We start from the raw sequence: 24,565 nt of genomic DNA, 5'->3' as shown, positions 1-24,565 counted from the left end.
TGAACAAGGTTGCACAGCATGCCAGAGCCGCGTGCCGGTGACTTGAACGATCTTGCTGTCCAAGGTCACGCATGCTCTACGGCAAGGCTCAGTGGTTGTTGCTGAGTAAACGCTGCTGGACGGCGAAGCAGCCGTTGAGATCGACAGCTTTACGCCAGTAAAACTGACGTTGACTCGGGTTGTTATTGCCCTGCAACCGGTAGATTTCGGCCTGGAAGTCGTGTTGGCGCCCCCACTGCATGGCCAGACCCTGGGGCTTTTCACGGTTGCACAGCAAGCGCTCCGCAGGTTGCGGGTAGTAGGAAGCGTAGCGGCTAGCCACGCTCGGGATATTCTCAAGGTCCCTGGCAAATGCAGGGCTTTGGCGGTAATCCGTGCACCAGGCCTCGATCCCCAGGGCTGACGGCGCAAAGCCCTGGGCCAGGCTGGCCTGTAACAGCGGGCAGGCTGCTGGCGGAATCTGCTCGGCAGGCAGGTAGGTCATGTAGTAGAGCGCCAGGCGGTAGCGAGCTACCGGGTGGTCAAGCTCCACGGCTTTCTTCAGCAGGCTCACGGCCGGTGCCAGGGTGCGTCCCAGGGCTTTACCCTGTTGTGCCAGGTCCTGGCCGCTGGTGCTGGTGCTGGTGCTGGTGTTGGTCTTGAGGCTGAGGCTGCTGCTCTGGTTGTCTGTCTGATCGATGAGACTAACGGCCTGGCGGTACAACAGGTCGGCATGCGGGGTGATCTGCACGCCGTCGGCCAGGGCGCAGGCCGGCGTTAGCCCGGCGATCAGGCCGCGCATGAGGTGCGCTCGTATCAAGGTTCTGCCTCTGTGGTACGGGGGCTGGCGGCTGTGCATGGATAATTGCGAGTGGCGGTGAAATTCAGGATTCAATCCGACTGTCCATAGTGTGGTTCGAAGGGGCCTGTGTGTTTGGTGTTTATTCTAACCGTACCGGGGCCGGAGCTGAAAGCCACGGCGGTTCAGGGCCAGAGCAAATCAAGATTGTAGAACAGTCCCAGCGCAGCGATCACCAGCAGCACAGCGCCGCTGGCCAGGCTGATCAGGCGGCGGCGTCGCGGGGTGACCAACTTCTCGGTCATCAGGATGTACAGACCCAGTATCGCCAGATCTATCACCACCCAGGTTAGAGAAAGTAGTAACAGGCTGTGACCTACATGAGTACTGACCTGGATGAACTGTGGGAAAAAGGCCACAAAAAACAGGATGTCCTTGGGATTCGACAGGCCGATGAAAAAACCCTGCCAGAGGCCGCCGGGCGTTTTGTCCGGCAACGCTCCGGCGTCGTCGGCGTGTAGCGCCTGGCGCAGGCTGCCAACGGCCAGGTAGGCAATGAACAGGCAACCGACCAGGCTCAAAGCCGCAAGCCAGCGCGGGTCGATCACCGCGCTGGTGACAATCACACTGGTTGCCACGGCGATCAGTACCAGTGAAGCGCCGTTGGTGCCCAGGGCAGTAGCCAGGGCCTGGCGGCGGCCGACGCTGGTGGCGGTGTTGATGACCAGGGCCACCACCGGGCCTGGGGTGGCGATCAGCAGCAGAACCGTCAGGGCATAGCTCAACAGCAGGGCGGTGTTCATCGGTGAACTCGGCAGCAGGGGGTGAGTGGCATTCTCGGCAGCCGCCCAGTCCTTGTAAAACGCCTGTTGCTATGGCTTTCTATTAGTTTTACTCATGCTTGAGGCCGGCCATGTCCGAACGAATTCCTGCCCTGCAGGCCCTGCGGGCTTTCGAGGTGGCGGCGCGCTATGGCTCCTTCACCCGGGCTGCCCAGGAACTGGTGCTGACCCAAGGCGCTATCAGCCACCATATCAAGACCCTCGAGGGTTTGTTCGACTGCGCTTTGTTCGAGCGCCGCGGGCCGAAACTGTCGCTTACCGAGCCGGGGCGTTTGCTGGCCCAGGAGCTGAAAGTCGGGTTCAAGATCATCGAGAATGCCTGTGGGCTGCTTAAACAGGAGCGCAACGGCATTCGCCTGAAGGCGCCATCGACCCTGACCATACGCTGGTTGCTGAAGGTGCTCGAGCAGTTTCGCCGGCAGGACCCACACAGTCGTGTGCAGCTGTCCAGCGTGTGGATGGATTTCGATCACGTCGATTTCTATAGCGAGCCCTTCGAGGCCGCGGTTCTGCTGGCTGACGGGCGTTTTGCCGCCGAGCTCGACAGCCTCAAGCTGTTTGATGAGTGGTTGGTGCCGGTGTGCAGCCCGGACCATCACGCGGCGACTGTGCAGGACCTGAACGCCTTGAACCACTGTGAGCTGCTGCACCCCTCGGCAGACCGCCGCGACTGGCGGCGCTGGCTGACTCGCTTGGGCGCCACGCAGGTGACGATCGACCGTGGCCAGCTGTTTGACACCCTCGACCAGGGCATCAGTGCTGCCCAGCAGGGCGCGGGCATTGCCGTGGTCGACTTGCTGCTGGCTCAGGGCGAGCTCGACAGCGGCCGGCTGGTCATGCCGTTTCCCCAGGCCGTGGCCACTGCAGAGGGTTACTACCTGACCTGGCCAAGGTCCAGCCCCCAGGCCCGGCAAGTGCGGGCGCTGGGTGAGTTTCTGCGTGGCCGGGTGCCGCATCCCCCCTTGCACGGGATTGATTATTTATATGACTAATGGCTGTGCGGAATGTAGCGCTCATGTTCAGCAAACACCCGCTCAGCCATGAAGTCGATGAACACCCGCAAGCGTGGCGGCACCTGCCGACCGGACGGCCACAGCAGGTATAAGCTGCCGTGCCGCTCCAGGTAGTCGCCGAGCACTGTGACCAGTTCACCCTTGGCCAATTGCTGGCCTACGGTGAAATCCGGCAGGCAGGTGATGCCACGATCGCGCATGGCAAAGCAGATCCGGGTTTCGACATGGTTGCAGACCATCGACACCGGGATCTCATAGTCGCGCTCGGGCTGTTCGCGGCGTAATGGCCAGCGCTCGAGTTTGCCGCTGCTGGGAAAGCGATAGTGCAGACAGGTGTGCCGGGCCAGGTCGTCAGGGTGGCGTGGGGTGCCGCAGCGTTGCAAGTAGCCGGGCGACGCCACCAGCAGGTGGTGGAAGTGGCCGAGGAATTTCGCGTTCAGACGCGAGTCTGACGGCGTACCGCCGCGCATCACCACGTCGAAGCCTTCACCGATGATATCGACCATGCGGTCGCTGAAATCCAGATCCAGTTCAACCTCCGGGTATAGCGCCATGAATTCGCTCAAGGCCGGCATCACCAAGGCTGTGACCTGCGGCAGGCTGACCCGTAGGCGGCCGCGCGGCGTTTCGGTTGACTGCGACAGCTCAAGCTCGGTGGCTTCGATTTCGGCGAGGATGCGTCGGCTGCGTTCGAGAAACACCATGCCCTCGGCGGTGAGGGTGATGCTGCGGGTGCTGCGGTGAAACAGGCGCACCCCCAGGCGTGCTTCCAGACGCGCCACCCGCTTGCCAATGGCCGAGGCACTCACCCCTAGAGACTGGGCGGAAGCGACGAAGCTGCGGGTTTCGGCCACCCGGACAAACACCACGAAACCATTGAGGCTATCCACCTGAAACTCCTATTGCGGACATCTGTGTCCTGGATGTGCGGAATACTACCCGTCTTTTTCCGTAGTGGTCGCCGCCGGTAAGGTTATCCCGGTCTTTTACCCAGGAGTTTCACCATGACTCAGATGAGTTGCATAGCCGACACCCCAGTGGTGCCCGAAGTTATTGAACAACCGTTGCCGCTCAGCGGGTTGTTGGCCCTGGCCATGACCGGCTTCATTGCTATTCTCAGCGAAACCTTGCCGGCCGGGCTGCTTGGGCAGATCTCGGCGGGCATGCAGATCAGCGAGGCCATGACTGGGCAACTGGTCACGGTGTATGCCCTGGGGTCGTTACTCACCGCCATTCCGCTGGTGACCCTGACTCAGGGCTGGCGCCGGCGTCCGGTGCTGTTGCTGGCGATTGTCGGCTTCTTGCTGTTCAACACCCTGACCGCCTTGTCGCAATCCTACCTGCTGACCCTGGTGGCGCGCTTTATGACCGGGGTCGCCGCGGGCCTGGCCTGGGGGGTGATAGCCGGGCATGCGCGGCGCATGGTCAGCCCTGCCCAGCAGGGTCGAGCCATGGCCGTGGCCATGATCGGTGCGCCCGTGGCGCTGTCGCTGGGGGTGCCGGCCGGTACCTGGTTGGGTGAGCTGATCGGCTGGCGGATGACCTTTGCCCTGGTCTCGGTCTCAACCCTGGGCCTGGTCGCCTGGGTGCTGTGCAAGGTGCCGGACTTTGAAGGGCACAAACCTGGCCAGCGCCCGGGTGTCGCCCAAGTGCTGCGCACGCCAGGGGTGTTGGCGGTTTTGCTGGTGATTCTTACCTGGGTCTTGGCTCATAACGTGCTGTACACCTATATCGTGCCGTTCCTCGCTGCTGCGGGACTGGCGGCGAGTACCGGCCTGGTGCTGCTGACCTTCGGCATCGCCGCCCTGGCCGGTATCGCCCTGGTGGGCACCTGGGTCGACCGGCATTTGCGCAAGCTGGTGCTGTTGAGCCTGGCCGGCTTTGCCACGGTGGCGTTGGTGCTCGGGTTTGTCGGCCAGTCTGCACTGTTGGTGTTTGTCAGCGTAGCTCTTTGGGGGCTGACCTACGGCGGCGCGCCGACCTTGCTGCAGACCGCCAGTGCCGACGCCGCAGGAGAGGGCGCCGATGTCGCCCAGTCGATGATCGTGACCGTGTGGAATCTGGCCATTGCCGCTGGTGGTCTGCTCGGCGGGTTGTTGCTAACTCACTGGGGCGTGGGCAGTTTTACCTGGGTGCTGTTGCTATTGATCGGCCTGGCCTTGCTCATTGCCGGTCGCGCTCATCGCCATGGCTTTGCGCCGGGCGCACGGGTGGCCGGCTAAGGTAGAATCGCTGCTCAGATAGCTTGTTTCGAGGTTGCAGCGGTGGAGTTACAGCAGGGCTTTGTCCTGACCCGGCATTGGCGCGATACCCCGGCCGGCACCCGTGTCGAGTTCTGGCTGGCCACTGACCAGGGCCCGCGTCGCCTGTGCTTGCCGCTGCAGACCTCAGTGGCCTTTATTCCCGCTGCCCAGCGTCAGCAAGCACAGGCGGCGCTGCGCGGCGAACACGGGGTGGAGCTGCGCCCGCTGGAACTGCGTGACTTCGAACAACGGCCGGTGCTCGGCCTGTACTGCCGCCAGCATCGCCAGTTGATGCAACTGGAAAAGCGCTTGCGCGCCGCTGGCGTGCAAGTCTACGAGGCCGACATTCGCCCGCCCGAGCGCTACCTGATGGAGCGCTTCATCACCGCTCCGGTCAGCTTCAGCGGTACGCCGGACGAACATGGTGTGCTGCAGGATGCCCAGCTCAAACCGGCGCCCGACTACCGGCCGACACTGAAACTGGTGTCGCTGGATATTGAAACCACCGAGCGTGGCGAGCTGTATTCCATTGCTCTGGAAGGCTGCGGCCAGCGTCAGGTGTATATGCTCGGCCCAGCCAACGGCGATGCCGAGGGCTTGGACTTCGACCTTGAGTATTGCGACAACCGTGCGCAGTTGCTCGAGCGCTTGAACCACTGGCTGGCGCTGCATGATCCCGATGCGATCATCGGCTGGAACCTGGTGCAATTCGACCTGCGCGTGTTGCAGGCGCACGCCGAGCAGTTACAGGTACCCCTGTGTCTGGGGCGCGAGGGTGAGGCAATGGAGTGGCGCGAGCATGGTAGCCGTACGCACTTTTTTGCCGGTGCCAGTGGCCGCCTGATCATCGACGGCATCGAGGCGTTGCGTTCGGCGACCTGGAGCTTCCCTTCGTTCAGCCTGGAAAACGTGGCCCAGACCCTGCTCGGCGAGGGCAAGGCCATCGACACGCCGTACCAGCGCATGGACGAAATCAACCGCATGTTCGCCGAGGACAAGCCGGCCCTGGCCCGCTACAACCTCAAGGACTGCGAGCTGGTCACGCGCATTTTCGCCAAGACTGAACTGCTGACCTTCTTGCTCGAACGGGCCACGGTTACCGGTTTGCCGGCTGACCGCAGTGGTGGCTCGGTGGCTGCGTTCTGCCATTTGTACATGCCGTTGATGCACCGCCAGGGCTTTGTCGCACCGAACCAGGGCGAGCGTCCGGATGAAGCCAGCCCCGGCGGCTTTGTCATGGACTCGCGCCCCGGCCTGTACGAGTCGGTGCTGGTGCTCGACTACAAGAGCCTGTATCCCTCGATCATCCGTACCTTTCTGATCGATCCGCTGGGGCTGGTCGAGGGCTTGCGCGAGCCGGAGGACGCCACCTCGGTGCCGGGCTTTCGCGGTGCCCGCTTTTCCCGCAGCCACCACTGCCTGCCGTCGATTGTCGAGCGGGTCTGGCAGGGGCGCGAGACGGCCAAACGCGAGAAAAACGCAGCCTTGTCCCAGGCCTTGAAGATCATCATGAACGCCTTTTACGGTGTACTCGGCTCCAGCGGTTGCCGGTTCTTCGATCCGCGTCTGGCGTCGTCGATCACTATGCGCGGCCACGAGATCATGCGCCGCACCCGCGAGCTGATCGAGGCCCAAGGCTATGCGGTGATCTATGGTGACACCGACTCCACCTTCGTCTGGCTCAAGAGCGCCCACAGCGAGGCCGATGCTGACGTGATCGGCCAGCGTCTGGTGCAGCAGGTCAACCAGTGGTGGCGCGAGCATTTGCGTGACACCTATGATCTGGACAGTGCTCTGGAACTGCAATACGAGACCCACTACAAACGCTTCCTGATGCCGACCATCCGTGGTGCCGAAGAGGGCAGCAAGAAACGCTATGCTGGCCTGGTTCAGCGCGGCGAAGGGCACGAAGAGATGGTCTACAAAGGACTGGAAAGCGTGCGCACCGACTGGTCGCCGCTGGCTCGGCAGTTCCAGCAGGAACTGTATGAGCGCATCTTCCGCCGCCAGCCCTACCAGCAGTACTTGCGTGAGTATGTGCGCCAGACCCTGGCCGGGGAGCTGGATGAGCTGCTGATCTACCGCAAGCGCCTGCGTCGACCACTGGCCGACTACCAGCGTAATGTGCCGCCGCATGTGCGCGCGGCACGCATGGCTGACGAGTTCAATGAGCGACAGGGGCGCCCGCGGCAATACCAGAATGGTGGCTGGATCAGCTATGTGATCACGCTGAACGGGCCCGAGCCGTTGGAGACCCGGCAGTCAGCCATCGACTACGACCATTACCTGACCCGGCAACTGCAGCCGGTGGCGGATGCGATCCTGCCGTTCGTGCAGGATGATTTTACCGCGTTGATCGATCGGCAGATGGGCTTGTTCTAGCAGCAATGGCCCGCTCTTACACTCCGCGAATCAAACCCAACGCCAACATCAACCACGCCGCCGCAGCAAGAGCGGTGACTGTGCGCACATGGTTCCAGCGATTCCAGCCCGGCACATAGCGGTGCCAGACCGCCGCCGCCTCGGCGCTGGCCGGGTCGAGGCGGGCCAGGGTCTGGTTTTTCGGCACGTTGAACAGCATCGTCACGACGATGTTGCCCGCCAGGTACAGGCCGCTACCCATGGCCATGCACAAGCTGCCCGGCAGTGGCCAACGCTGGTAAGCCCAGATCAGCAAGGCAACGCTGGTCAGCGCCGTGCCCAGGAACAAAGCCAGGAACAAGCGGTTAAGCACCACCTGGTTGATCGACTGCATGGCCGCTACGGCACTGTGTTCCGGGATACGTTCCAGCGCTTTCATGACGAAGTTGGAGAAGGCGAAGAACAGCCCTCCCATCAGGCCACAGCCCAGGGCCGTGGCCAGGATCAGCAACAACAGCAAGGCATCGACAACACTCATGGTCCGGTCCTTCAGCAGCGGGAGTGGCAGGCGTGGCTGACAGCCATCAGCTATCCTCAGATTCAGATGTCAGCCTGTTCTAGACACGCTCAAGGACTTACATGGAAATCGGAAGTTACCTTTGAGCTGTCCACGGATTTCGTCCTGTAGTTTAGGCTCGCACCTCGGATCTTTCGTCGCGATCTGTAGTCTTTGATGCATGGAGTTTGAAGGAGATGCGCATGCTCGTACGGTCACTGACCCTTGCCACCTTGTTGGCCATTGTTGCCGGCCCTGTCTTCGCTGCTAACGATGATCCCAAGCCGCTGGAGCAAGAGCTGTACAAGGCCCGCCCCTTGATTGTCATTGCACCAAGTCCTGCAGACCCGACGCTTCGCGGCCTGAACAAGGCCCTGGAAGATCCGGCCACCAAGGCCGCGTTCCAGGAGCGCAACCTGGTGCTGTACAGCATTGCAGGCATGATGGGCAAACGCGAAGGCAAGGACCTCGACCAGCAGACGACCATGGCCCTGATCCGTCAGTTCAAGTTCAGCGCTGCCGACACTGTGGTTACCCAAGTGGTACTGGTGGGCAAGGATGGCGCACAGCATCGGATAGCACACACTGGCACCGTCGAACCCAAGGCGATCTTCGACGCAGTAGACGCATTACCGGCCGAAGAAAAAGCCATCGTCGCACCGACCGTGGCAGAGCAGAAACAGGCCGCCACCACCTCGGCTGAAGACGGCAAGCCGGTTAAACCGGCCAAACCGGCTAAACCCGCCAAACCGCTGCCACCGCCCAAGCCACTGGAAGACTGAGGCTGATCAGTTGCCAGTCTTGACCTTGCTCCACACCCGGGTACGCACCCGTTCAAGCTTCAGCGGCAACGGTTCGAGGGGGAACAGGGTGTCGAGCACCGTCTGGGACGGGTACACCGTGGGGTTGTCGCGGATTTTCCTATCGACCAGGTCGGTTGCGTCCTTGTTGGCATTCGGGTAGCCCAGGTAGTTGGTCGAGGCGGCGATGACCTCGGGCTTGAGCATGTAGTTGATGAACGCCAGGCCCTGCTGCGGATTGGGCGCTTGCTTGAGCAGCACCATGTTTTCCAGCCACATCGGCGCACCTTCGCGCGGGATGCTGTAGCGCAGCTGGCGGCCGTTGCTGGCATTTTCCGCGCTGAGCTTGGCCTCGAATACGCCGCCGGACCAGCCCAGCACCACGCAGACATTGCCGTTGGCCAGGTCCGAGATGAACCGCGACGAGTCGAAGTAGCGAATGTGCGGGCGCAGCTTGAGTAGCAGCGCCTCGGCCTTGCGGTAGTCGTCCGGGTTCTTGCTGTTGTAGGGCAGGCCCAGGTAGTGCAGGGCGATGGGGATGATCTCGTTGGGGGCGTCGAGCATGGCCACCCCGCATTCGCTCAGCTTGGCCAGGTTCGCTTCCTCGAAGATCAGTGCCCAGGAGTCCACCGGGGCCTGCTCGCCGAGCAAGGCTTTGACCTTGTCCTGGTCATAGCCGATGCCGGTGGTGCCCCACATATACGGAGCCGCATAGCGGTTGCCGGGATCGTTGCTCTGCAGCTTGGCGAGCATCTGTGGGTCAAGATGGGTAAAGTTGGGCAGTTGGCTGCGGTCAAGTTCGGCCAGAACCCCGGCCTTGATCAGGTTGGGCAGCAAGTCACCGCTGGCGAACACCACGTCATAGCCGCTGCGCCCGGCCATCAGCTTGCTCTGCATCACGTCGCTGTTGTCGAACACGTCATACACCGGGGCGATGCCCGAGGCCTGCTGGAATTCCTTGGTGGTGTTCGGCGCGATGTAGTCGTACCAATTATAGATGTGCACGCTGGGCGTGGAGGATTCTCCCGCCTGAATGCCTGTTGCGCACAGCAGCGCGGCCAAGGCCAGGGGTAAACAGCGGATCGGCTTCATGGGGGCACTCCAGGGTTCTTGTTGTTATGGGGTGGCGCTAGGGAATCAATAGCTCGCGGCGCCCGTCGGGGTGCTCGATCCGTGTACCTGGCAGCAGCAGGCGGCGGTCCTTGAGGTAGTCGTAGTCGCGGCGGGAGCGCTGCAGCTGTCTAAGGTCCAGCTCGACCTGCTGGCGGCACGGTTGGCGACCGGCTTCGAACAGCACGCGGCCGAAGGGATCGACCACGGCGCTGGCGCCGGCGAACACCAGCCCGTCGTCGCCCGGGCCTACCCGGTTAACCATCAGGGCAAAGGCCTGGTTTTCCTGGGCGCGGGCGGTGATCGCGGTACGGTGCACCGGGCCGTAGGGGTCCATGTTGCCGTTGCTGACGATGATCAGGTCGACGCCCAACTGGCCCAAGGCACGGCTGCTCTCTGGCAGTTCGATGTCGTAACAGATCAACAGGCCGATGCGCAGGCCTTTCCAGCAAGCGGTGGCGTAGCGATCACCCGCCTGGAACAGGCCACGTTCTGACGGCCACAAGTGGGTCTTGCGGTAGGACAGGGCGATGCCTTCGGGGGTCAGCAGCACCGAGGTGTTGTAGTAAACGCCGTCGGCCTGCTCGGCAAGACCGATCACCACTGCCACGTCGCGTTCGCGCACTGCATGCTGCACGGCTTGCAGGGTAGGGCCATGCAGGGGTTCGGCGACCAGAGGCAACTGCTCGGCGCTGGCAAAGCCCATCAGTTGGGTTTCCGGAAACACCAGCAGGTCGGTGTCGGCCTTGCAACTGGCAATGGCTTCCAGCGTGCATTGCAGGTTGTAGGCGGTATCGCCGTCGCGGCCATCAATCTGTATCAGTTCGATCTTCATCGCGGTTCCTTGTCCAGAGCAGGAACCGAGTATGCGCGGCCCGTTACGGGCCGCACATCACTGCGATGGAGTAACCCTCAGTGGGTATGGAGTCGCTATCAATCCCCAGCCTGGGCCTGCAACAGCAACTGCCCATCAACCTCCCTGACCAGCCCACTGGCCAGCAGCAACGGCACCAGGCGCTTGTGCAACTGAGGCTCGACAAAGGTGCGCAGGGTATCCAGGTCAAGCGGGCCCAGCGGCGACAACTCAGCCTTGGTGTACGACAGCCAGGCCTTTTTCAGTACCATCAGCACATCACTGCCCGAGGTACTGGCAAAGCGCCGATGCAGCTTCTGGCCAGCCAGTTCGAAGCTGTGTGCATGTGCGTAGCCCGATTCATCGCCGGCACCGGCCAGGCAGCGGCTGCAACGGCAGGGACCGTCGCCGAAGGCCTTTTCCAGGTAGGTGTTGAAATCCACCACGGGCTTGAGGCCCAGGCGCTTGTCAACTTCGAACAGGTCCGAGGTCAGGTGTTGTTCAGCGGTCAATGTGTTTTCCCTGAATAGTCTTGGCGGGGGCGCACAATACCAGCCTTTGCCGCTGCCGGATGTCGAAGAGAGGGGATTTTTCCGTGACACTCCATTACCCTAGGCGCCCGCGTGCGTCAGCAGACGCCGATCTATCCGTCGTTGGAGTTTGACCATGTACAACTACACAGCCACCGTGACCGTCAGCGACGACCTGCACGATGACGTCGAAGCGGTGGAGAACGTCGCGATTCGGGTCGGTCTGGAGGCAGTCACCGAAACCCTGAAGAAAGTGCATTTTGTCGGCACCCTGGCGGCACCCGACAAGGCGACGCATATCTGCGTGACCCTGGACAACGGCCTGAGCTACTACGGCCCGATCGTCAATGGCCACGCTGAGCTGGAAGGTGGCTGGATCGCCTTCGAATGCGACATGCTCACGCCGCAGGAACTGGGCCTGTAACGCCCGTATAATTATTTTTTCATCGCACTGCATCCGTTCGCCGTCCTGGCGGGTAGTAAGGGCAGCAGCACCTGGTGCTGCCCAGCCGATTACCGTTATGGAGCACTGCTGATGAACACTCAAAATTGCTTCTCCCTTGCCTTTGCCGCTATTGCCACTGCCTGTCTGCTGTCTGCTGTCGCTGCCGACAGCCCAGGCGGCCATGACGCTGCCCGACAGTATCAAGGTGCCTGACGGCCACAAAGTCGTCCTGGAAACCGTCGGCGTGGGTGAGATCACCTACGAGTGTCGCGACAAAGCCGATATGCCTGGCCAGACCGAATGGGTGTTCGTCGGCCCCAGGGCGATGCTCAGTGACCGCAGTGGCAAGGCCATCGGCAGCTACTTCGGGCCGCCCGCCACCTGGCAGGCCAAGGACGGATCAACAGTCACCGGCACGCAATTGGCCGTGGCACCTTCGAGTCCCGGCAACCTGCCGTATCAACTGGTCAAGGCCAATCCCGCCCAAGGCCAGGGGGCGATGACCGGCGTCACCTACATCCAGCGCGTAGCCCTCAAGGGGGGCGTTGCCCCGAGCAGTGCCTGCAGTGCGGCGAACAAAGGCCAGCGCGAGGTGGTCAAGTACCAGGCCGACTACATCTTCTGGGCAGCCCAGTAGCGTCATCGGACTTGGTCAATTTCGACTACGCTGCTACGGGTAAGCGCTACGCACTCTTGCGAGGCAATGACCACCTGCTGACGGCCGATCCTGTGTCCTTACCTGAGCAACCCTTCGACTATGAAGCACACCTGGCCGCTTGCATACGTGGCGAGCGCCAGGCGCTGCACCAGCTCTATCTGCGCGAAGGCGCGCGATTGTATGGCGTGTTACTGCGCCTGGTGCGCGAGCCGGCCCTGGCCGAAGATCTGCTGCATGATGCCTTCGTACGCATCTGGACCGGTGCTGGAGGCTTCGACCCGGCCCGGGGCAGTGGTCGCGGCTGGATGTTCAGCGTGACCCGGCACTTGGCCCTCAATTACCTGCGTCAACATCGGCGCGAAGTACACGACGATAGCGTGCTGGAGTGGGTCGCCAGCGAGCAGCCTGCAGGTGAAGACGCGGTGCAGGCTGCGCGTATTCACCTGTGCCTGGAGCAGCTGCCGCTGCAACGGCGGGCCTGTATTCTGCATGCCTATGTCGACGGTTTTTCCCATGCCCAGATCGCCCGGCGCCTGGAAGTGCCACTGGGCACGGTGAAAGCCTGGATCAAGCGCAGTCTGGTTGCATTGCGGGAGTGCATGGGATGAGCGACCCGGACAACGAAGCCCAGGATGAACTGGACATGCTGGCTGCCGAATATGTGCTCGGCACCCTGGCTGCGGGACTGCGTACCGAGATTGAGCATCGCCTGAGTCATGACGCCGAATTGCGTGCGGCGGTCGATGCCTGGGAACAGCGCCTGTCGCCCTTGACCGAACTTGCTTCGGCCCAGGCGCCGCCAGTGACCTTGTGGTCGCGAATCGAGCACAGCGTCGAAAGCCTTCAGGCGGTTGAACAGGTTAGCTGGTGGAACCACCTGGCGCTATGGCGCGGGCTGACGGCTGTGGCGGTGGCCGCCAGCCTGGTGCTGGCGGTGCTGGTGGCGCGTGGGCCTGCGGTGAGTACGCCAAGCTACCTGGTGGTGCTGGTGGCGCCCCAGGACAAGGCGCCCGGCTGGGTGATCCAGGCCAGCGACCGGCAGACGATCCAGTTGATTCCCTTGGGGACGGTCGAAGTGCCGCCGGATAAATCGTTGCAATTCTGGACCAAGGGCGAGCAATGGCAAGCCCCGGTGTCGCTGGGATTGGTGCAGCCGGGGCAGACGTTGCAGGTGCCGTTGGATCGCCTGCCGCCCCTGGAGCCCAATCAACTGTTCGAGTTGACCCTGGAAGGGCGCAATGGATCAGCAACCGGCAAGCCTAGTGGGCCGATCCAGTTCATTGGCCGGGCGGTGAAGGTAATCTGAATCCCCAGGCACTTCTCGTACAAAACCTAGGCCAAAGCAGCCCGGCCAGGCACAAGGCCTTGCCGGGTACCACAGTGCTTCAGCGAATTGCCGCCAGGCAACGCTCGAAAATATCCAGCCCCTCGTTCAGCACCTCGGGCGGGGTGGTTAGCGGGGCGAGCAGGCGGATTATGTGCCGCGCCTTGCCGCTGGGCATCAACAGCAGTCCGGCCGCTCTGGCCGCTTCGAGCAATTGCGCCAGTTGTGCCGTGGCCGGTGTGCCGCTGGCGTCGGCCAGTTCGATCCCGCGCATCGCACCGGTACCGGTCAGGCGCCCCAGGTACGGCGAAAGTTTGTCTATCTGCCAGTGCTGATAGCGGCTGACGATCGCGCTTTCCTGACGCTCACCCCAGGTGGCGAGGTTGGCATCGGTCATCTGCTCCAGGGTCGCCAGGGCGGCAGCGCAGGCCATGGGATTGCCCGAGTAGGTGCCGCCCAGGCCACCTTTGGGCAGGTTGTCGAGCAGTTGCTTACGCCCGACCACCGCGCCCAATGGCATGCCACCGGCGATGCTCTTGGCCAGCAGTATCAGGTCCGGCTCGATCCCCAGGCGCGGGAAGGCAAAGCGCTGACCGGTACGACCGAAGCCGGACTGGATTTCGTCGGCAATCATCAGAATCCCATGAGCATCGCAAAAGCCGCGCAGCGCCTGGGCAAAGGCCGGCTCCATGGCCAGGAAACCGCCTTCGCCCTGGACCGGTTCGAAGATCACTGCGGCCACTTCATTGACATCGATCTCGACACTGAACAGGCGTTCCAGGGCCTGCAAGGCCTGTTCAGTGCTGACCCCGGTGTCGACGCTGGGGAAGGGCAGGTGGTAGACCGGCCCCGGCAACACGCCAACCCGTTGTTTGTAGGGCGCGACCTTGCCGTTGAGGTTAAGGGTGGCCAGGGTCCGTCCGTGAAAGCCGCCGTCAAAGGCGATAATTGCTGTCCTGCCGGTGGCGCCACGGGCGATTTTCAGGGCGTTTTCAGCCGCTTCCGCACCACTGTTGGTGAGCATTCCGCTCAATGGGTAGGAAACCGGTACGAAGTCGGCCAGGCGCCCCATCAAGTCGATGTAGGGCTCGTGCCTGGCAGCATTGAAGGCGTAGTGAGTCAGGCGCGTAGCTTGTTGCTGGATGGCGGCGACAATGCCCGGGTTGCAATGGCCCAGATTCAATACGCCAATACCGCCGACAAAATCAATATAGCGTTTGCCATGGGTATCCCAGACCTCAGCATTTTTGCCGTGGGACAGTGTTATTGGGTGAACTACGGAAATGGACTGACTGATAGGTTCGTGGCTCATATGCACGCCGCCTCTGGCAAGTTATGCCGGTATCTAAGCGAGACAGACGACGTGAGTGCAAACGAATTTAAAGATTGCAGTCATTCCTGAAATTCCGGAAATTCCCGCAGGCGCACCCGTTCGCTGAGCAAAGCCCATGACCTGTTCATGGGCTTTTGCGTTGAGCAGCGCTACTATCGGCAACGCTTTCCCTCCAAAACAGACCACCAGGAAGCTTATGAACAACCCTCTGTTATCCGTTCAGGAACTGGCCGCTCCCGAGGGCGTCTGCTATGGCTGCGGCTGTTCCCACCCAAGCGGCCTGCACCTGAAAAGCCATTGGGACGCGGACGGTATTCATCTGGTCTGCCGGCATTCGCCCGACAGCACTTTTCTCGGCTGGCCTGGGCTGGTTTACGGCGGCCTGCTGGCCATGCTGGTTGACTGCCACTCCAACTGGACCGCCATGGCCTACCACTACCGTGCCGAAGGGCGTGAGCCGGGCAGTCAGCCGCGTATCGACTGCGTCACCGGGCAACTCAACCTGACCTACCTCAAACCCACCCCCATGGGCGTCGAGCTGCTGCTCAAGGCCCGGGTCGAAGGCGAGGTAGGGCGCAAGAGCCGGGTGATCTGCGAAGTCTGGGCCGACGATGTGCTGACAGTGACCGCCGACTCGCTGTTCGTGCGAGTCGACACCGAGAAGCTCAAGCACAAGGCCCACGGTCAGGTCTGATGCAGCAGTTGGCAGTCCTCAGCGCAGGCTGTTGACCATCTGTCCAAGTACATCCAGCACGGCGCTGGCCAGATCCCTTGAGCGCTGGCCGTTCCAGCCGGTTTGCGGATTGGGCGCGTCGTCGTGGTCCTTGAACGGCATCTCCAGGGTCAGGGACAGGCAATCATAGGTCTGACCGACGCTGTTGGCGCCCAGGGTCAGGTTGGCCTGGCCCGGGGCCGAGCGTGGGTAGCCGTGTACCTGCTGGAAATCGACAGTGCGCTTGCACAGGTTGTCGCGGAAGGTTTTTTCAAGTTTCTCGATGCGTGCATTGAAGCCGGGGTTGCCTTCGCAGCCGGCGGTGAAGACCTGGGGGATTGCCTCATCGCCATGCACGTCGAGGAACATATCGACGCCATGCTGCTTCATCTGCACCTGAGCGAACAACACTTCCGGGCTCTTGTCGGTGCTTGCGCTTTGCCAGGCACGGTTGAGGTCCTGGCCTGCGGCATTGGTGCGCAGGTGGCCGTGTAGCGCGCCGTCCGGATTCATGTTGGCAATCAGGTACAGGTCAGCCTGCTGCAGCAGCGCCTGCACGGTCGGATCGTTGTGTTGCAGGCGGTCGATTACACCCTCCATGAACCACTCGGCCATGTGTTCGCCAGGGTGCTGTTGAGCGATGATCCAGATTTTGCGCTTGCCGCTGGCGCCGTTGCCTGCGCGCAGCAAAGGGATGTCTCGCCCTTCGACGCTGCGACCAGTGGCCAGCAGTTCGACGCCAGGCAGGCTGATGGCGCGCTCGATCAGTTGATTGTGACGGGCGCGGGGGTAAGGCTCGAAATAGGCGAACCAGGCCTGTGGCTGCTCGGCTTTGAGCTCGAAGCTCAGCGCTTTGCCGTCAAACCGGGTGGGCACACGGAACCAGCTCTGCTGATCGTAGGATGCTACTGCTTGGTAGCCCGTCCAGGCCTCGTTGTAGGAAGATTGACCGGCGTTTTCCAGGACAAAGGTGTGCACTTGGCCTGGGGTCAGGCCACTGGCCTTGAAGTGAAACCACTGGAAATGATCACTGCGGGTGTCAGGGCGAATCGCCAAACGCGTCCGCCGCGGGTCACTGGCATCGTTGATCAGGATGTTGCCGGAGTCGAAATCGCAGTCGATATGCAGAGGGGGCAGCGTCAGAGTCATCACCAGGCTCCAGTAGAGTTGTTGTGACGTCCACTCTACACGCCTGGATCAGGACCAGAAACCAATCGCTGCCAATGCCGCCAAGGCAAGGCCGACGGCCACCGAGCAACCCCCTACGGACAACACCGCACGGGGCTGGCGATACCAGTCGTCATGGCCGAGTTGCTGGGCCGGGGCCAGCAGGGTGCGCCAACGCAGTTCGGTGGCGTGGAAGGCTTCGCGGTGCTCGGGGGCGGCGTCCAGCCAGCGGCGAAAATCAATACGCTCGCTGGCAGTGACCTGCGGGCTTTGCAGGCGCACGTACCATTGGCTGGCCACGCTCGCCACCGCGTCACGCTCCGGGCGTACGCTCTGCAGGGCCTGGTTCATGTGGCGTTCCACAGTAAATGCAGGCAGGTCCAGGCGCTCGGCAATGGCGGCAAAGCTCAGCTGGTCGAGGCGGCTGAGGAGGAACACCTGCTGGACGCGGCGTGGCAGCTTTTTCAGTTGCTGCAGCAGCGTATCGTCAGCGAGGTCCTGGGAGTGGGGGTGATGCTCAAGGGGCAGCAACAGACGGGTCATGTACAAGCTCCTTGCTGAATGAGGGGAGGGGGCGTCCTCCGTGACGCGAGCACTAGCTTAGTATTAACGAGATTGATTCTCAAGTGCTAATTCTGCAAAGCGTTGTTACATGCTTCACCATGCGACATTCATTTGCTATCATCGCGGCCATTCAAGCAACACCCGCCTTCATTAGCCTGAAGAGCCAAAAAAAAGACCCGGCAAAAAGCCGGGTCAAAAACCGTGATTAGCCTGATGAGGAGATAATCTGAGAGTCCGACCTAAGGGCTTTCAGTTTATCCAACCGGTCTCGCGACCAGTTGCGAGCAATAATAATCGTTATCATTTGCAAGTCAAATGAATTTTCTGCCATTCCGTAAAATACTTTTACCGAATGCACTCCCTCATTCAATGAACGGCTCTAGCGCCGTTATCGATAGCCCCCACGTTTATCTCCCCGTGCTTGTTCAGTATCTCTGCTGAGTACTCGGCAGGTGTTCGAGCACTGTCCTGGCCATGTTGATCATGTGCACCACCGTCAGCGCCAGATCCCGGTGCATCCCCTGTAAACCATTGGCCGATTCGTGCGCCGTGGCTGCCGCGCAGCGCAGTAACTGGGTCGCATGCTCGGTGGCCTGGGCTTCACTCAGGCCCTCGCGAGGCACCAGCCAGCAGGCGTGTGCCGAATCGGCAGGCGGCGTGGGGTTCAAGTAGAAATCCAGGGCGCGGCGGGCGGCATCGCTGCTGCTCAGGGATTCGTTGTCCAGGGTGAGGTCCTTGTTAGAAGGTGTCTGTTTCATTCGGCGGCCTGCCTTGTGAGTGAGCTGTAAAAGGTCATATCAAATACTAATACGATTTGTAGTTTATTCTAATCTTTAAATACTACAATTTGTGTATTGAGCGCCGAAGGGCAGTCCGTATCGTGCCAGCGATGGATAATTGGACTGATCTGGTTAAAGCCAGGATGCGTGAACTGAAGCTCACGCAGGAAAAACTTGCCGAGCGCATCGGCGTCACTCAAGGCGCCGTGGGCCATTGGCTGCGCGGGGGACGTGAGCCGAAACTGCGGGTACTCAACCAGATTCTGGTCGAGGTGGGATTCCCACCGCTGCAGATGGTGTATCCCCATCAACTGCGGGAAAATAGCGGTGCTTATGAAGCAATCGGATTCCCCACCGCCGTGACAGGCGCCGACGGCCAACGACACGAATTGTATTTTCGTTATCCGATTCTGGACTGGGATTGCCTGGACGAAGCACAGGTGCCTGAAACCTGCGAACGCCAATCAAGCGACTATGCGGCGCAGGGACGAGGGTTCTGGTTGCGCGTCGAGGGCGAAGCAATGACCGCGCCTGTGGGCTTGAGTGTGCCGCAAGGCATGTTGATCCTGGTCGACACCGAGGTAGCCGCCGAACCAGGCAAGTTGCTGATCGCACGCTCAGCCGACAGCACGGCAACGGTATTCCGCCAGTTGATCGAGGAGGGTGGTCAGCGTTATCTGAAGCCGCTTAACCCGACCTATCCAAAGGCTCTGTTTACTGAGCAGACTGAAGTGCTCGGCGTGGTGGTGCAGGCGTTGGTGAAGTTCTGAGTGCTTTGGCGTTAATCTGTAGGCGCGGATTCATCCGCGAAGGGTCGCAGCGCGGCCCCAAAGATGGGGCTGCTACACAATCCTTCGCGGATGAATCCGCTCCTACAAAGCAGCCTTGCGTTCTCAGGCCTCTTCCAGCTCTACCAGCACGGCCCCTTCACTGACCATTTCGCCTTCCTGGCAAAACAGCGCCTTGACCGTCCCGCCCTGGGGCGCGCGAATGCTGTGTTCCATTTTCATGGCTTCCAGTACCACTAGCTGAGCACCGGCTTCTACCACCTGGCCGACCTCCACCAACACCCGCACGATACTGCCGTTCATGGGCGCGCTGAGGCCGCCCTGGTGGCTGTGGCTGGCATCGGCCTCGGCAATCGGGTCGAAGCGGGTTACCGCGTGCAACTCAGCGTCCCATTGCAGGTACAGGGTGTCGCCGCGGCGGATCGCCAGGTGCCGACGGCGCACACCATCGTGTTCGATCAGCAACTGCTCACCTTCGAGTTTCAGCGCCGGCGCGCTGGCGTGGGTGAGGCTCAGCGCCTGGTTCTGGCCATTGCAGTTCAGGTGCAGGCTGACTTGCGCCGGCACCCCGGCACGGAAACCGCTGTTGGCCGCCCAGGGCGAATGACGATCATCAAGGCGCGGTGCCAGTGGCTGGCTCTGGATGTATGCCTCGCCCGCCGCTTCCCAGAACAGTGCCGGTAGTGGCTGTGGCGTTGGCAGTAGCTGTTCCTGATAGCGCGGGATGAAGCCGGTATCCAGCTCGGCACTGGCAAAGGCCGGGTGGGCCAGGATGCGCCGCAGGAAGGCGATATTGGTCTTCAAGCCGCCAATGGCAAACTCGTCGAGCATCGCCAGCAAGCGCAGGCGCGCCTGTTCGCGGGTCTGCCCCCAGGCAATCAGCTTGCCCAGCATCGGGTCGTAGAACGGCGAGATGCTGTCGCCCTCACTGACCCCGCTGTCAACCCGGCGTCCTTCGCCTGACGCCGACTCGCGGTACAGCGCCAGGTGTCCGGTGGCCGGGAGGAAATCGTTGGCCGGGTCTTCGGCATACAGTCGTACTTCGATGGCATGGCCGTTGAGCGGCACCTGATCCTGGGTGATCGGCAACGGCTCGCCACACGCCACACGGATCTGCCAGGCGACCAGGTCGAGACCAGTGATGGCCTCGGTGACCGGGTGCTCGACCTGCAGGCGGGTGTTCATCTCCATGAAGAAGAACTCGCCACGCGCATCGAGCAGAAACTCCACGGTGCCCGCACCGACATAGCCGATGGCCTGCGCGGCCTTGACCGCAGCCTCGCCCATGGCTTGGCGCTGGGCATTGGTCAAGCCCGGGGCAGGGGCTTCTTCGACGACTTTCTGGTGGCGGCGCTGAATCGAGCAGTCGCGCTCGTTGAGGTACAGGCAGTTGCCGTGCTGGTCGGCGAACACCTGGATCTCGACGTGACGTGGCTTGAGTACGTATTTTTCCACCAGCATGCGCGCATCGCCGAACGAGGACTGCGCTTCACGCTGGGCCGATGCCAGGGATTCGCCGAGCTGGCTTTCGCTCTCGACCACTTTCATGCCCTTGCCACCACCGCCGGCGGCGGCCTTGAGCAGTACCGGATAGCCGATTTTCTCGGCAGCGGCGCGGAAGGTTTCCAGGTCCTGGGCTTCGCCGTGATAGCCCGGCACCAGTGGTACACCGGCCTGTTCCATCAGGGCCTTGGCCGCCGATTTGCTGCCCATGGCGTCGATGGCGCTGGCCGGTGGGCCGAGGAAGATCAGTCCGGCCTGTTCGATGGCGCGGGCAAAGCCTGCGTTCTCGGAAAGAAAGCCATAGCCGGGATGGATCGCCTGGGCGCCACTGGCCTTGGCTGCGGCCAGCAGCTTGTCGATGTCCAGGTAGCTGTCGGCGGCCTTGGCGCCACCGAGGTCAACGCGGATATCGGCTTCGCGGCTGTGGCGGGCATCGCGGTCGATGGCACTGTGCACCGCAACAGTCGTCAGCCCCAGGGCCTTGGCGGTGCGCATGACCCGGCAGGCGATTTCGCCACGGTTGGCGACCAGCAGGGTGGTCAACGGCGTATGGGTCATGGGCGCGGTTCCTTGGTCGACGGTTCGGCCTGCCAGGCCGGGCTGCGTTTTTCCAGAAAGGCGCGCAAGCCTTCCTGGCCTTCGGGGCTGACGCGGATACGGGCGATGGCGTTTTCGCAGTAGCGGCGCAGGGCCGGGGTCAGTTCACCGTGACCGACTTCGCGCAGCAACTCCTTGCTGGCACGCATGGCTAGCGGGCTATTGAGCAGCAGGTTGTCGACCCACTGTTCGACCGCCTGTTCAAGCTCGGCAGCAGGATAGGCTTCGGCCAGCAGGCCCAGTTCGCGGGCGCGCTCACCGCTGAAGCGCTCGGCGGTCAGGGCATAGCGGCGCGCGGCACGCTCGCCCATGGCCTGCACCACGAAAGGGCTGATCACCGCAGGCGCCAGGCCGATACGCACTTCCGACAGGCACAGCTGCGCTTCAGTCGTGCCGATGGCTATGTCGCAGCAGCTGATCAGGCCCAGCGCACCGCCGAAGGCCGCGCCCTGGACCACTGCCAAGGTCGGGACCTTGAGCTTGGCCAGGTTGTACATCAGCTCTGCCAACTCGCGGGCATCGTCGAGGTTGGTGTTGTAGTCCAGCGCCGCCGACTGCTGCATCCAGGCAAGGTCGGCACCGGCACTGAAGTGCCGGCCACGGCCGCGCAGCAGGACGAAGCGCAGGCTGGCATCGGCTGCGATCTGGTCGATGGCCAGGATCAGCTCGCGGATCATCTGCGCGTTGAAGGCATTGTTCTTGTCTTCCCGGCTCAGCCACAGGGTGGCGAAACCACGGGGGTCCTTGATCAGTTCAAGGGTAGTGAAGTCGCTCATGGTCACATCCGGAAAATGCCGAAACGGCTTTGTTCGATCGCTGCGTTGAGGGCTGCGGACAGTGCCAGGCCAAGAATCTCGCGGGTTTGCGCCGGGTCAATGACGCCGTCGTCCCACAAGCGGGCGCTGGAGTAGTAGGGGTGGCCCTGGTGTTCGTACTGGTCGAGGATCGGCTGCTTGAGCCGGGCTTCGTCCTCGGCGCTGAACGGATGGCCACTGCGCTCGCTCTGTTCGCGCTTGACCTGGGCCAGCACGCCGGCGGCCTGTTCGGCGCCCATCACGCCGATGCGTGCGTTCGGCCACATCCACAGGAAACGCGGGTCGTAGGCGCGACCGCACATGCCGTAGTTGCCAGCACCGAAACTGCCGCCGATGATCACGGTGAATTTTGGCACCTGGGCGCAGGCCACCGCGGTCACCAGCTTGGCACCATGCTTGGCGATACCGCCGGCTTCGTATTTCTGGCCGACCATGAAGCCTGTGATGTTCTGCAGGAACAACAGCGGAATGCCACGCTGGCAGGCCAGCTCAATGAAGTGCGCGCCTTTTTGCGCAGCCTCGGCGAACAGAATGCCGTTGTTGGCCAGGATCGCCACCGGATAGCCGTGCAGGTGGGCAAAGCCACACACCAGGGTAGTGCCGAACAGTGCCTTGAACTCGTCGAACACCGAGCCGTCCACCAGGCGGGCAATCACTTCACGCACATCGAACGGCTGCTTGGCGTCGGCCGGTACCACGCCGTACAGCTCCTGAGCGTCGTACAGCGGCGCAATCGGTGCTTGCTGGGTAAGTTTGCCCAGCTTGTGCCAGTTGAGGTTGGCCACGCAGCGCCGGGCGATGGCCAAGGCATGCTCGTCGTTGTCGGCATAGTGGTCGGCAACGCCACTGGTCTTGCAATGCACATCGGCGCCACCGAGGTCTTCAGCGCTGACCACTTCACCGGTGGCCGCTTTGACCAGCGGCGGCCCTGCGAGAAAAATGGTCGCCTGCTGACGGACCATGATCGCCTCGTCGGCCATGGCCGGCACATACGCGCCGCCCGCCGTACACGAGCCCATGACCACAGCGATCTGCGGGATGCCTAAGGCGCTCATATTGGCCTGGTTGAAGAAAATCCGCCCAAAGTGCTCGCGGTCCGGGAACACCTCATCCTGACGCGGCAGGTTGGCGCCGCCGGAGTCCACCAGGTACAGGCAGGGCAGGCGGTTCTGCAGGGCGATGGCCTGGGCGCGCAAGTGTTTTTTCACCGTCAGCGGGTAGTAGGAGCCGCCTTTGACCGTGGCGTCGTTGGCCACGATCATGCATTCGACGCCTTCGACCCGGCCGATACCGGCGATCACGCCAGCGGCCGGGACGTCTTCGCCGTAAACCTCATGAGCAGCCAGTTGGCCAATTTCCAGGAACGGCGAGCCGGGGTCGAGCAGGCGGTCGATGCGCTCGCGCGGCAGCAACTTGCCCCGCGAGGTGTGCCGCTCCTGGGCCTTGTGGCCGCCGCCCTGATGGACCTTGGCCAACAAGGTACGCAGGGCCTGGACCTGTTCGAGCATGGCCGCGCTGTTGGCGGCGAACTCGGCCGAACGCGGGTTGATCTGGGTGTGCAGGGTAGCCATGGGCGCGTTGTCCTTGTGCTCAGCGGGTTTCGTTGAACAGTTCGCGCCCGATCAGCATCCGGCGAATTTCGCTGGTGCCGGCGCCGATTTCGTAAAGCTTGGCGTCGCGCAGCAGGCGACCGGCCGGGAACTCATTGATATAGCCGTTGCCACCGAGGATCTGGATAGCTTCGAGAGCCATCTGGGTCGCACGTTCGGCGGTGTAGAGGATCACCCCTGCGGCGTCCTTGCGGGTGGTCTCGGCGCGATCGCAGGCCTGGGCCACGGCATACAGGTAGGCGCGGCTGGCGTTGAGCTGGGTGTACATATCGGCGATCTTGCCCTGGATCAGCTGGAACTCACCGATGCTTTGCCCGAACTGCTTGCGGTCATGAATGTAGGGCACTACCAGGTCCATGCAGGCCTGCATGATCCCGGTCGGGCCGCCGGAGAGCACTACGCGCTCGTAGTCCAGGCCGCTCATCAGCACCTTCACGCCACCATTGAGCACGCCGAGGATGTTCTCCTTGGGTACTTCGACGTTGTCGAAGAACAGTTCGCAGGTGTTTGAGCCACGCATGCCCAGCTTGTCGAACTTGTTGCTGCGGCTGAAGCCTTTCCAGTCACGCTCGACGATAAAAGCGGTGATGCCGTGGGGGCCTTTGTCCAGGTCGGTCTTGGCGTAGATCACATAGGTGTTGGCGTCGGGGCCGTTGGTGATCCAGGTCTTGCTGCCGTTGAGGACGTAATGGTCTCCGCGTTGTTCGGCGCGCAGCTTCATCGACACTACGTCGGAACCGGCGTTGGGCTCGCTCATGGCCAGGGCGCCGATGTGTTCGCCGCTGATCAGCTTGGGCAGGTATTTGGCTTTCTGCTCGGCGTTGCCGTTGCGGTTGATCTGGTTGACGCAGAGGTTGGAGTGGGCGCCGTAGGAGAGGGCGACCGAGGCCGAGCCGCGGCTGATCTCTTCCATGGCTACCACATGGGCCAGGTAGCCCAGGCCGGCGCCGCCGTATTCTTCACTGACGGTGATGCCAAGCAGGCCCATGTCACCAAACTTGCGCCACATATCGGCGGGGAACAGGTTGTCCTGGTCGATCTGCGCGGCGCGTGGCGCCAGCTCTGCAGCAACGAAGGACTGCACCTGGTCGCGCAGCATGTCGATGGTTTCGCCCAGGGCGAAGTTCAGGGTCGGATAATGCATGCGGGCACCTTCTGTTGTTTATTGTTGGAGTTCATCGCGG

General features: G+C 62.2%; 26 protein-coding genes. 11 read left to right on the top strand and 15 right to left on the bottom strand.

Annotation, left to right across the window (positions count from 1 at the left end; genetic code table 11):
* Positions 1-88 precede the first annotated feature (88 nt).
* Both ACRESH_RS10610 and ACRESH_RS10605 read right to left on the bottom strand, forming a co-directional pair.
* Positions 89-781, bottom strand: coding sequence for a sel1 repeat family protein (locus tag ACRESH_RS10610; protein ID WP_431741942.1), 693 nt, complete (start codon positions 779-781; stop codon positions 89-91).
* Positions 782-963: 182 nt separating this feature from the next.
* Positions 964-1,581, bottom strand: coding sequence for a LysE family translocator (locus ACRESH_RS10605; RefSeq protein ID WP_431741941.1), 618 nt, complete (start codon positions 1,579-1,581; stop codon positions 964-966).
* Between the two features lie 110 nt (positions 1,582-1,691).
* Here ACRESH_RS10605 and ACRESH_RS10600 point away from each other — a divergent pair, with 110 nt between their 5' ends.
* Positions 1,692-2,612, top strand: coding sequence for a LysR substrate-binding domain-containing protein (locus ACRESH_RS10600; RefSeq protein WP_431741940.1), 921 nt, complete (start codon positions 1,692-1,694; stop codon positions 2,610-2,612).
* Here ACRESH_RS10600 and ACRESH_RS10595 read toward each other — a convergent pair.
* Positions 2,609-3,523, bottom strand: coding sequence for a LysR family transcriptional regulator (locus ACRESH_RS10595; protein ID WP_431741939.1), 915 nt, complete (start codon positions 3,521-3,523; stop codon positions 2,609-2,611). The two genes, ACRESH_RS10600 and ACRESH_RS10595, sit on opposite strands and share 4 nt — an antisense overlap.
* Positions 3,524-3,646: 123 nt before the next feature.
* Here ACRESH_RS10595 and ACRESH_RS10590 point away from each other — a divergent pair, with 123 nt between their 5' ends.
* Together ACRESH_RS10590 and ACRESH_RS10585 are read left to right on the top strand one after the other, a co-directional pair.
* Positions 3,647-4,855, top strand: a complete 1,209-nt coding sequence (locus tag ACRESH_RS10590) for an MFS transporter (protein ID WP_431741979.1) — start codon at positions 3,647-3,649, stop codon at positions 4,853-4,855.
* Between the two features lie 42 nt (positions 4,856-4,897).
* On the top strand, positions 4,898-7,258 hold the full coding sequence (locus ACRESH_RS10585) for a DNA polymerase II (RefSeq protein WP_431741938.1): 2,361 nt from the start codon (positions 4,898-4,900) through the stop codon (positions 7,256-7,258).
* A 16-nt stretch (positions 7,259-7,274) separates the two neighbouring features.
* Here the strand turns inward: ACRESH_RS10585 and ACRESH_RS10580 are convergent, their stop codons facing one another.
* Positions 7,275-7,775 carry a DUF1772 domain-containing protein gene (locus ACRESH_RS10580; RefSeq protein ID WP_431741937.1) on the bottom strand — a complete coding sequence of 167 codons (501 nt, stop codon included), beginning with the start codon at positions 7,773-7,775 and terminating at the stop codon, positions 7,275-7,277.
* 221 nt (positions 7,776-7,996) lie between these two features.
* On the opposite strand from ACRESH_RS10580, the gene ACRESH_RS10575 reads away from it, so the two are divergent.
* Positions 7,997-8,575: a DUF4174 domain-containing protein gene (locus ACRESH_RS10575; protein ID WP_431741936.1), complete on the top strand. Its 579-nt coding sequence runs from the start codon at positions 7,997-7,999 to the stop codon at positions 8,573-8,575.
* Positions 8,576-8,581: 6 nt separating this feature from the next.
* Here ACRESH_RS10575 and ACRESH_RS10570 read toward each other — a convergent pair whose 3' ends face one another.
* The 3 genes from ACRESH_RS10570 to ACRESH_RS10560 form a co-directional block, all read right to left on the bottom strand.
* A complete protein-coding gene (locus ACRESH_RS10570; RefSeq protein WP_431741935.1) occupies positions 8,582-9,685 on the bottom strand; it encodes a polyamine ABC transporter substrate-binding protein in 1,104 nt (367 codons plus the stop codon).
* A gap of 37 nt (positions 9,686-9,722) precedes the next feature.
* Entirely contained in the window at positions 9,723-10,538 is an 816-nt protein-coding gene (locus tag ACRESH_RS10565) for a carbon-nitrogen hydrolase family protein (RefSeq protein WP_431741934.1), read from the bottom strand.
* Between the two features lie 98 nt (positions 10,539-10,636).
* Positions 10,637-11,068, bottom strand: coding sequence for a hypothetical protein (locus ACRESH_RS10560; protein WP_431741933.1), 432 nt, complete (start codon positions 11,066-11,068; stop codon positions 10,637-10,639).
* A gap of 154 nt (positions 11,069-11,222) precedes the next feature.
* Here ACRESH_RS10560 and ACRESH_RS10555 point away from each other — a divergent pair, with 154 nt between their 5' ends.
* The 5 genes from ACRESH_RS10555 (at position 11,223) to ACRESH_RS10535 (ending at position 13,495) form a co-directional block, all read left to right on the top strand.
* Complete coding sequence (locus ACRESH_RS10555; protein ID WP_038609908.1) at positions 11,223-11,510, top strand: hypothetical protein; 288 nt, start codon at positions 11,223-11,225, stop codon at positions 11,508-11,510.
* A 111-nt stretch (positions 11,511-11,621) separates the two neighbouring features.
* Positions 11,622-11,744 carry a hypothetical protein gene (locus ACRESH_RS10550; protein ID WP_431741982.1) on the top strand — a complete coding sequence of 41 codons (123 nt, stop codon included), beginning with the start codon at positions 11,622-11,624 and terminating at the stop codon, positions 11,742-11,744.
* A complete protein-coding gene (locus ACRESH_RS10545) occupies positions 11,686-12,168 on the top strand; it encodes a DUF3455 domain-containing protein (RefSeq protein WP_431741978.1) in 483 nt (160 codons plus the stop codon). The genes ACRESH_RS10550 and ACRESH_RS10545 overlap by 59 nt, the downstream gene beginning before the upstream one ends.
* 92 nt (positions 12,169-12,260) lie before the next feature.
* Positions 12,261-12,797: a sigma-70 family RNA polymerase sigma factor gene (locus ACRESH_RS10540; RefSeq protein WP_431741932.1), complete on the top strand. Its 537-nt coding sequence runs from the start codon at positions 12,261-12,263 to the stop codon at positions 12,795-12,797.
* Positions 12,794-13,495 (top strand): anti-sigma factor, encoded by a 702-nt coding sequence (locus tag ACRESH_RS10535; protein ID WP_431741931.1) that lies wholly within the window; start codon positions 12,794-12,796, stop codon positions 13,493-13,495. Before ACRESH_RS10540 ends, ACRESH_RS10535 begins: the two co-directional genes overlap by 4 nt.
* Positions 13,496-13,574: 79 nt before the next feature.
* Here the strand turns inward: ACRESH_RS10535 and ACRESH_RS10530 are convergent, their stop codons facing one another.
* On the bottom strand, positions 13,575-14,825 hold the full coding sequence (locus tag ACRESH_RS10530) for a 2-aminoadipate transaminase (RefSeq protein WP_431741930.1): 1,251 nt from the start codon (positions 14,823-14,825) through the stop codon (positions 13,575-13,577).
* A gap of 217 nt (positions 14,826-15,042) precedes the next feature.
* Here ACRESH_RS10530 and ACRESH_RS10525 point away from each other — a divergent pair, with 217 nt between their 5' ends.
* The gene (locus tag ACRESH_RS10525; protein ID WP_431741929.1) at positions 15,043-15,540 is read left to right on the top strand and encodes a PaaI family thioesterase; all 498 of its coding nucleotides are present in this window, start codon (positions 15,043-15,045) and stop codon (positions 15,538-15,540) included.
* 18 nt (positions 15,541-15,558) lie between these two features.
* On the opposite strand, the gene ACRESH_RS10520 is transcribed toward ACRESH_RS10525, so the two are convergent.
* The 3 genes from ACRESH_RS10520 to ACRESH_RS10510 form a co-directional block, all read right to left on the bottom strand.
* On the bottom strand, positions 15,559-16,707 hold the full coding sequence (locus ACRESH_RS10520; RefSeq protein WP_431741928.1) for a M14 family metallopeptidase: 1,149 nt from the start codon (positions 16,705-16,707) through the stop codon (positions 15,559-15,561).
* Positions 16,708-16,755: 48 nt separating this feature from the next.
* Complete coding sequence (locus tag ACRESH_RS10515) at positions 16,756-17,268, bottom strand: DUF4880 domain-containing protein (protein WP_431741927.1); 513 nt, start codon at positions 17,266-17,268, stop codon at positions 16,756-16,758.
* Between the two features lie 446 nt (positions 17,269-17,714).
* Complete coding sequence (locus ACRESH_RS10510) at positions 17,715-18,047, bottom strand: DUF6124 family protein (protein WP_431741926.1); 333 nt, start codon at positions 18,045-18,047, stop codon at positions 17,715-17,717.
* A 131-nt stretch (positions 18,048-18,178) separates the two neighbouring features.
* Here ACRESH_RS10510 and ACRESH_RS10505 point away from each other — a divergent pair, with 131 nt between their 5' ends.
* A complete protein-coding gene (locus ACRESH_RS10505) occupies positions 18,179-18,838 on the top strand; it encodes a LexA family protein (RefSeq protein ID WP_431741977.1) in 660 nt (219 codons plus the stop codon).
* Positions 18,839-18,961: 123 nt separating this feature from the next.
* Here the strand turns inward: ACRESH_RS10505 and ACRESH_RS10500 are convergent, their stop codons facing one another.
* Genes ACRESH_RS10500 through ACRESH_RS10485 form a run of 4 tightly spaced genes read right to left on the bottom strand, consistent with a single transcriptional unit; the run spans position 18,962 to position 24,525 of the window.
* The gene (locus ACRESH_RS10500; RefSeq protein WP_431741925.1) at positions 18,962-20,917 is read right to left on the bottom strand and encodes an acetyl/propionyl/methylcrotonyl-CoA carboxylase subunit alpha; all 1,956 of its coding nucleotides are present in this window, start codon (positions 20,915-20,917) and stop codon (positions 18,962-18,964) included.
* Complete coding sequence (locus ACRESH_RS10495; protein ID WP_431741924.1) at positions 20,914-21,732, bottom strand: gamma-carboxygeranoyl-CoA hydratase; 819 nt, start codon at positions 21,730-21,732, stop codon at positions 20,914-20,916. Before ACRESH_RS10495 ends, ACRESH_RS10500 begins: the two co-directional genes overlap by 4 nt.
* Before the next feature lie 2 nt (positions 21,733-21,734).
* A complete protein-coding gene (locus ACRESH_RS10490) occupies positions 21,735-23,342 on the bottom strand; it encodes a carboxyl transferase domain-containing protein (protein WP_431741923.1) in 1,608 nt (535 codons plus the stop codon).
* A gap of 19 nt (positions 23,343-23,361) precedes the next feature.
* Positions 23,362-24,525, bottom strand: a complete 1,164-nt coding sequence (locus ACRESH_RS10485) for an isovaleryl-CoA dehydrogenase (RefSeq protein ID WP_431741922.1) — start codon at positions 24,523-24,525, stop codon at positions 23,362-23,364.
* Positions 24,526-24,565 lie beyond the last annotated feature (40 nt).

The organism is Pseudomonas sp. (genome assembly GCF_050739775.1).
In the GTDB taxonomy this organism is placed as follows: Bacteria; Pseudomonadota; Gammaproteobacteria; order Pseudomonadales; family Pseudomonadaceae; genus Aquipseudomonas.
Note: the sequence above shows the minus strand (reverse complement) of the source record. Positions and strands in the feature narration are given on the sequence as shown.

Excerpts from the sequence above, each read along its gene's own strand:
- ACRESH_RS10575 (WP_431741936.1), top strand. The coding sequence starts at position 7,997 with ATGCTCGTACGGTCACTGACCCTTGCCACCTTGTTGGCCATTGTTGCC.
- ACRESH_RS10550 (WP_431741982.1), top strand. The coding sequence starts at position 11,622 with ATGAACACTCAAAATTGCTTCTCCCTTGCCTTTGCCGCTATTGCCACT.
- ACRESH_RS10500 (WP_431741925.1), bottom strand. The coding sequence starts at position 20,917 with ATGACCCATACGCCGTTGACCACCCTGCTGGTCGCCAACCGTGGCGAA.
- ACRESH_RS10610 (WP_431741942.1), bottom strand. The coding sequence starts at position 781 with ATGCGCGGCCTGATCGCCGGGCTAACGCCGGCCTGCGCCCTGGCCGAC.
- ACRESH_RS10485 (WP_431741922.1), bottom strand. The coding sequence starts at position 24,525 with ATGCATTATCCGACCCTGAACTTCGCCCTGGGCGAAACCATCGACATG.
- ACRESH_RS10535 (WP_431741931.1), top strand. The coding sequence starts at position 12,794 with ATGAGCGACCCGGACAACGAAGCCCAGGATGAACTGGACATGCTGGCT.
- ACRESH_RS10570 (WP_431741935.1), bottom strand. The coding sequence starts at position 9,685 with ATGAAGCCGATCCGCTGTTTACCCCTGGCCTTGGCCGCGCTGCTGTGC.
- ACRESH_RS10515 (WP_431741927.1), bottom strand. The coding sequence starts at position 17,268 with ATGACCCGTCTGTTGCTGCCCCTTGAGCATCACCCCCACTCCCAGGAC.
- ACRESH_RS10580 (WP_431741937.1), bottom strand. The coding sequence starts at position 7,775 with ATGAGTGTTGTCGATGCCTTGCTGTTGTTGCTGATCCTGGCCACGGCC.
- ACRESH_RS10590 (WP_431741979.1), top strand. The coding sequence starts at position 3,647 with ATGAGTTGCATAGCCGACACCCCAGTGGTGCCCGAAGTTATTGAACAA.
- ACRESH_RS10530 (WP_431741930.1), bottom strand. The coding sequence starts at position 14,825 with ATGAGCCACGAACCTATCAGTCAGTCCATTTCCGTAGTTCACCCAATA.
- ACRESH_RS10565 (WP_431741934.1), bottom strand. The coding sequence starts at position 10,538 with ATGAAGATCGAACTGATACAGATTGATGGCCGCGACGGCGATACCGCC.
- ACRESH_RS10605 (WP_431741941.1), bottom strand. The coding sequence starts at position 1,581 with ATGAACACCGCCCTGCTGTTGAGCTATGCCCTGACGGTTCTGCTGCTG.
- ACRESH_RS10525 (WP_431741929.1), top strand. The coding sequence starts at position 15,043 with ATGAACAACCCTCTGTTATCCGTTCAGGAACTGGCCGCTCCCGAGGGC.
- ACRESH_RS10600 (WP_431741940.1), top strand. The coding sequence starts at position 1,692 with ATGTCCGAACGAATTCCTGCCCTGCAGGCCCTGCGGGCTTTCGAGGTG.
- ACRESH_RS10505 (WP_431741977.1), top strand. The coding sequence starts at position 18,179 with ATGGATAATTGGACTGATCTGGTTAAAGCCAGGATGCGTGAACTGAAG.
- ACRESH_RS10555 (WP_038609908.1), top strand. The coding sequence starts at position 11,223 with ATGTACAACTACACAGCCACCGTGACCGTCAGCGACGACCTGCACGAT.
- ACRESH_RS10495 (WP_431741924.1), bottom strand. The coding sequence starts at position 21,732 with ATGAGCGACTTCACTACCCTTGAACTGATCAAGGACCCCCGTGGTTTC.
- ACRESH_RS10520 (WP_431741928.1), bottom strand. The coding sequence starts at position 16,707 with ATGACTCTGACGCTGCCCCCTCTGCATATCGACTGCGATTTCGACTCC.
- ACRESH_RS10490 (WP_431741923.1), bottom strand. The coding sequence starts at position 23,342 with ATGGCTACCCTGCACACCCAGATCAACCCGCGTTCGGCCGAGTTCGCC.
- ACRESH_RS10510 (WP_431741926.1), bottom strand. The coding sequence starts at position 18,047 with ATGAAACAGACACCTTCTAACAAGGACCTCACCCTGGACAACGAATCC.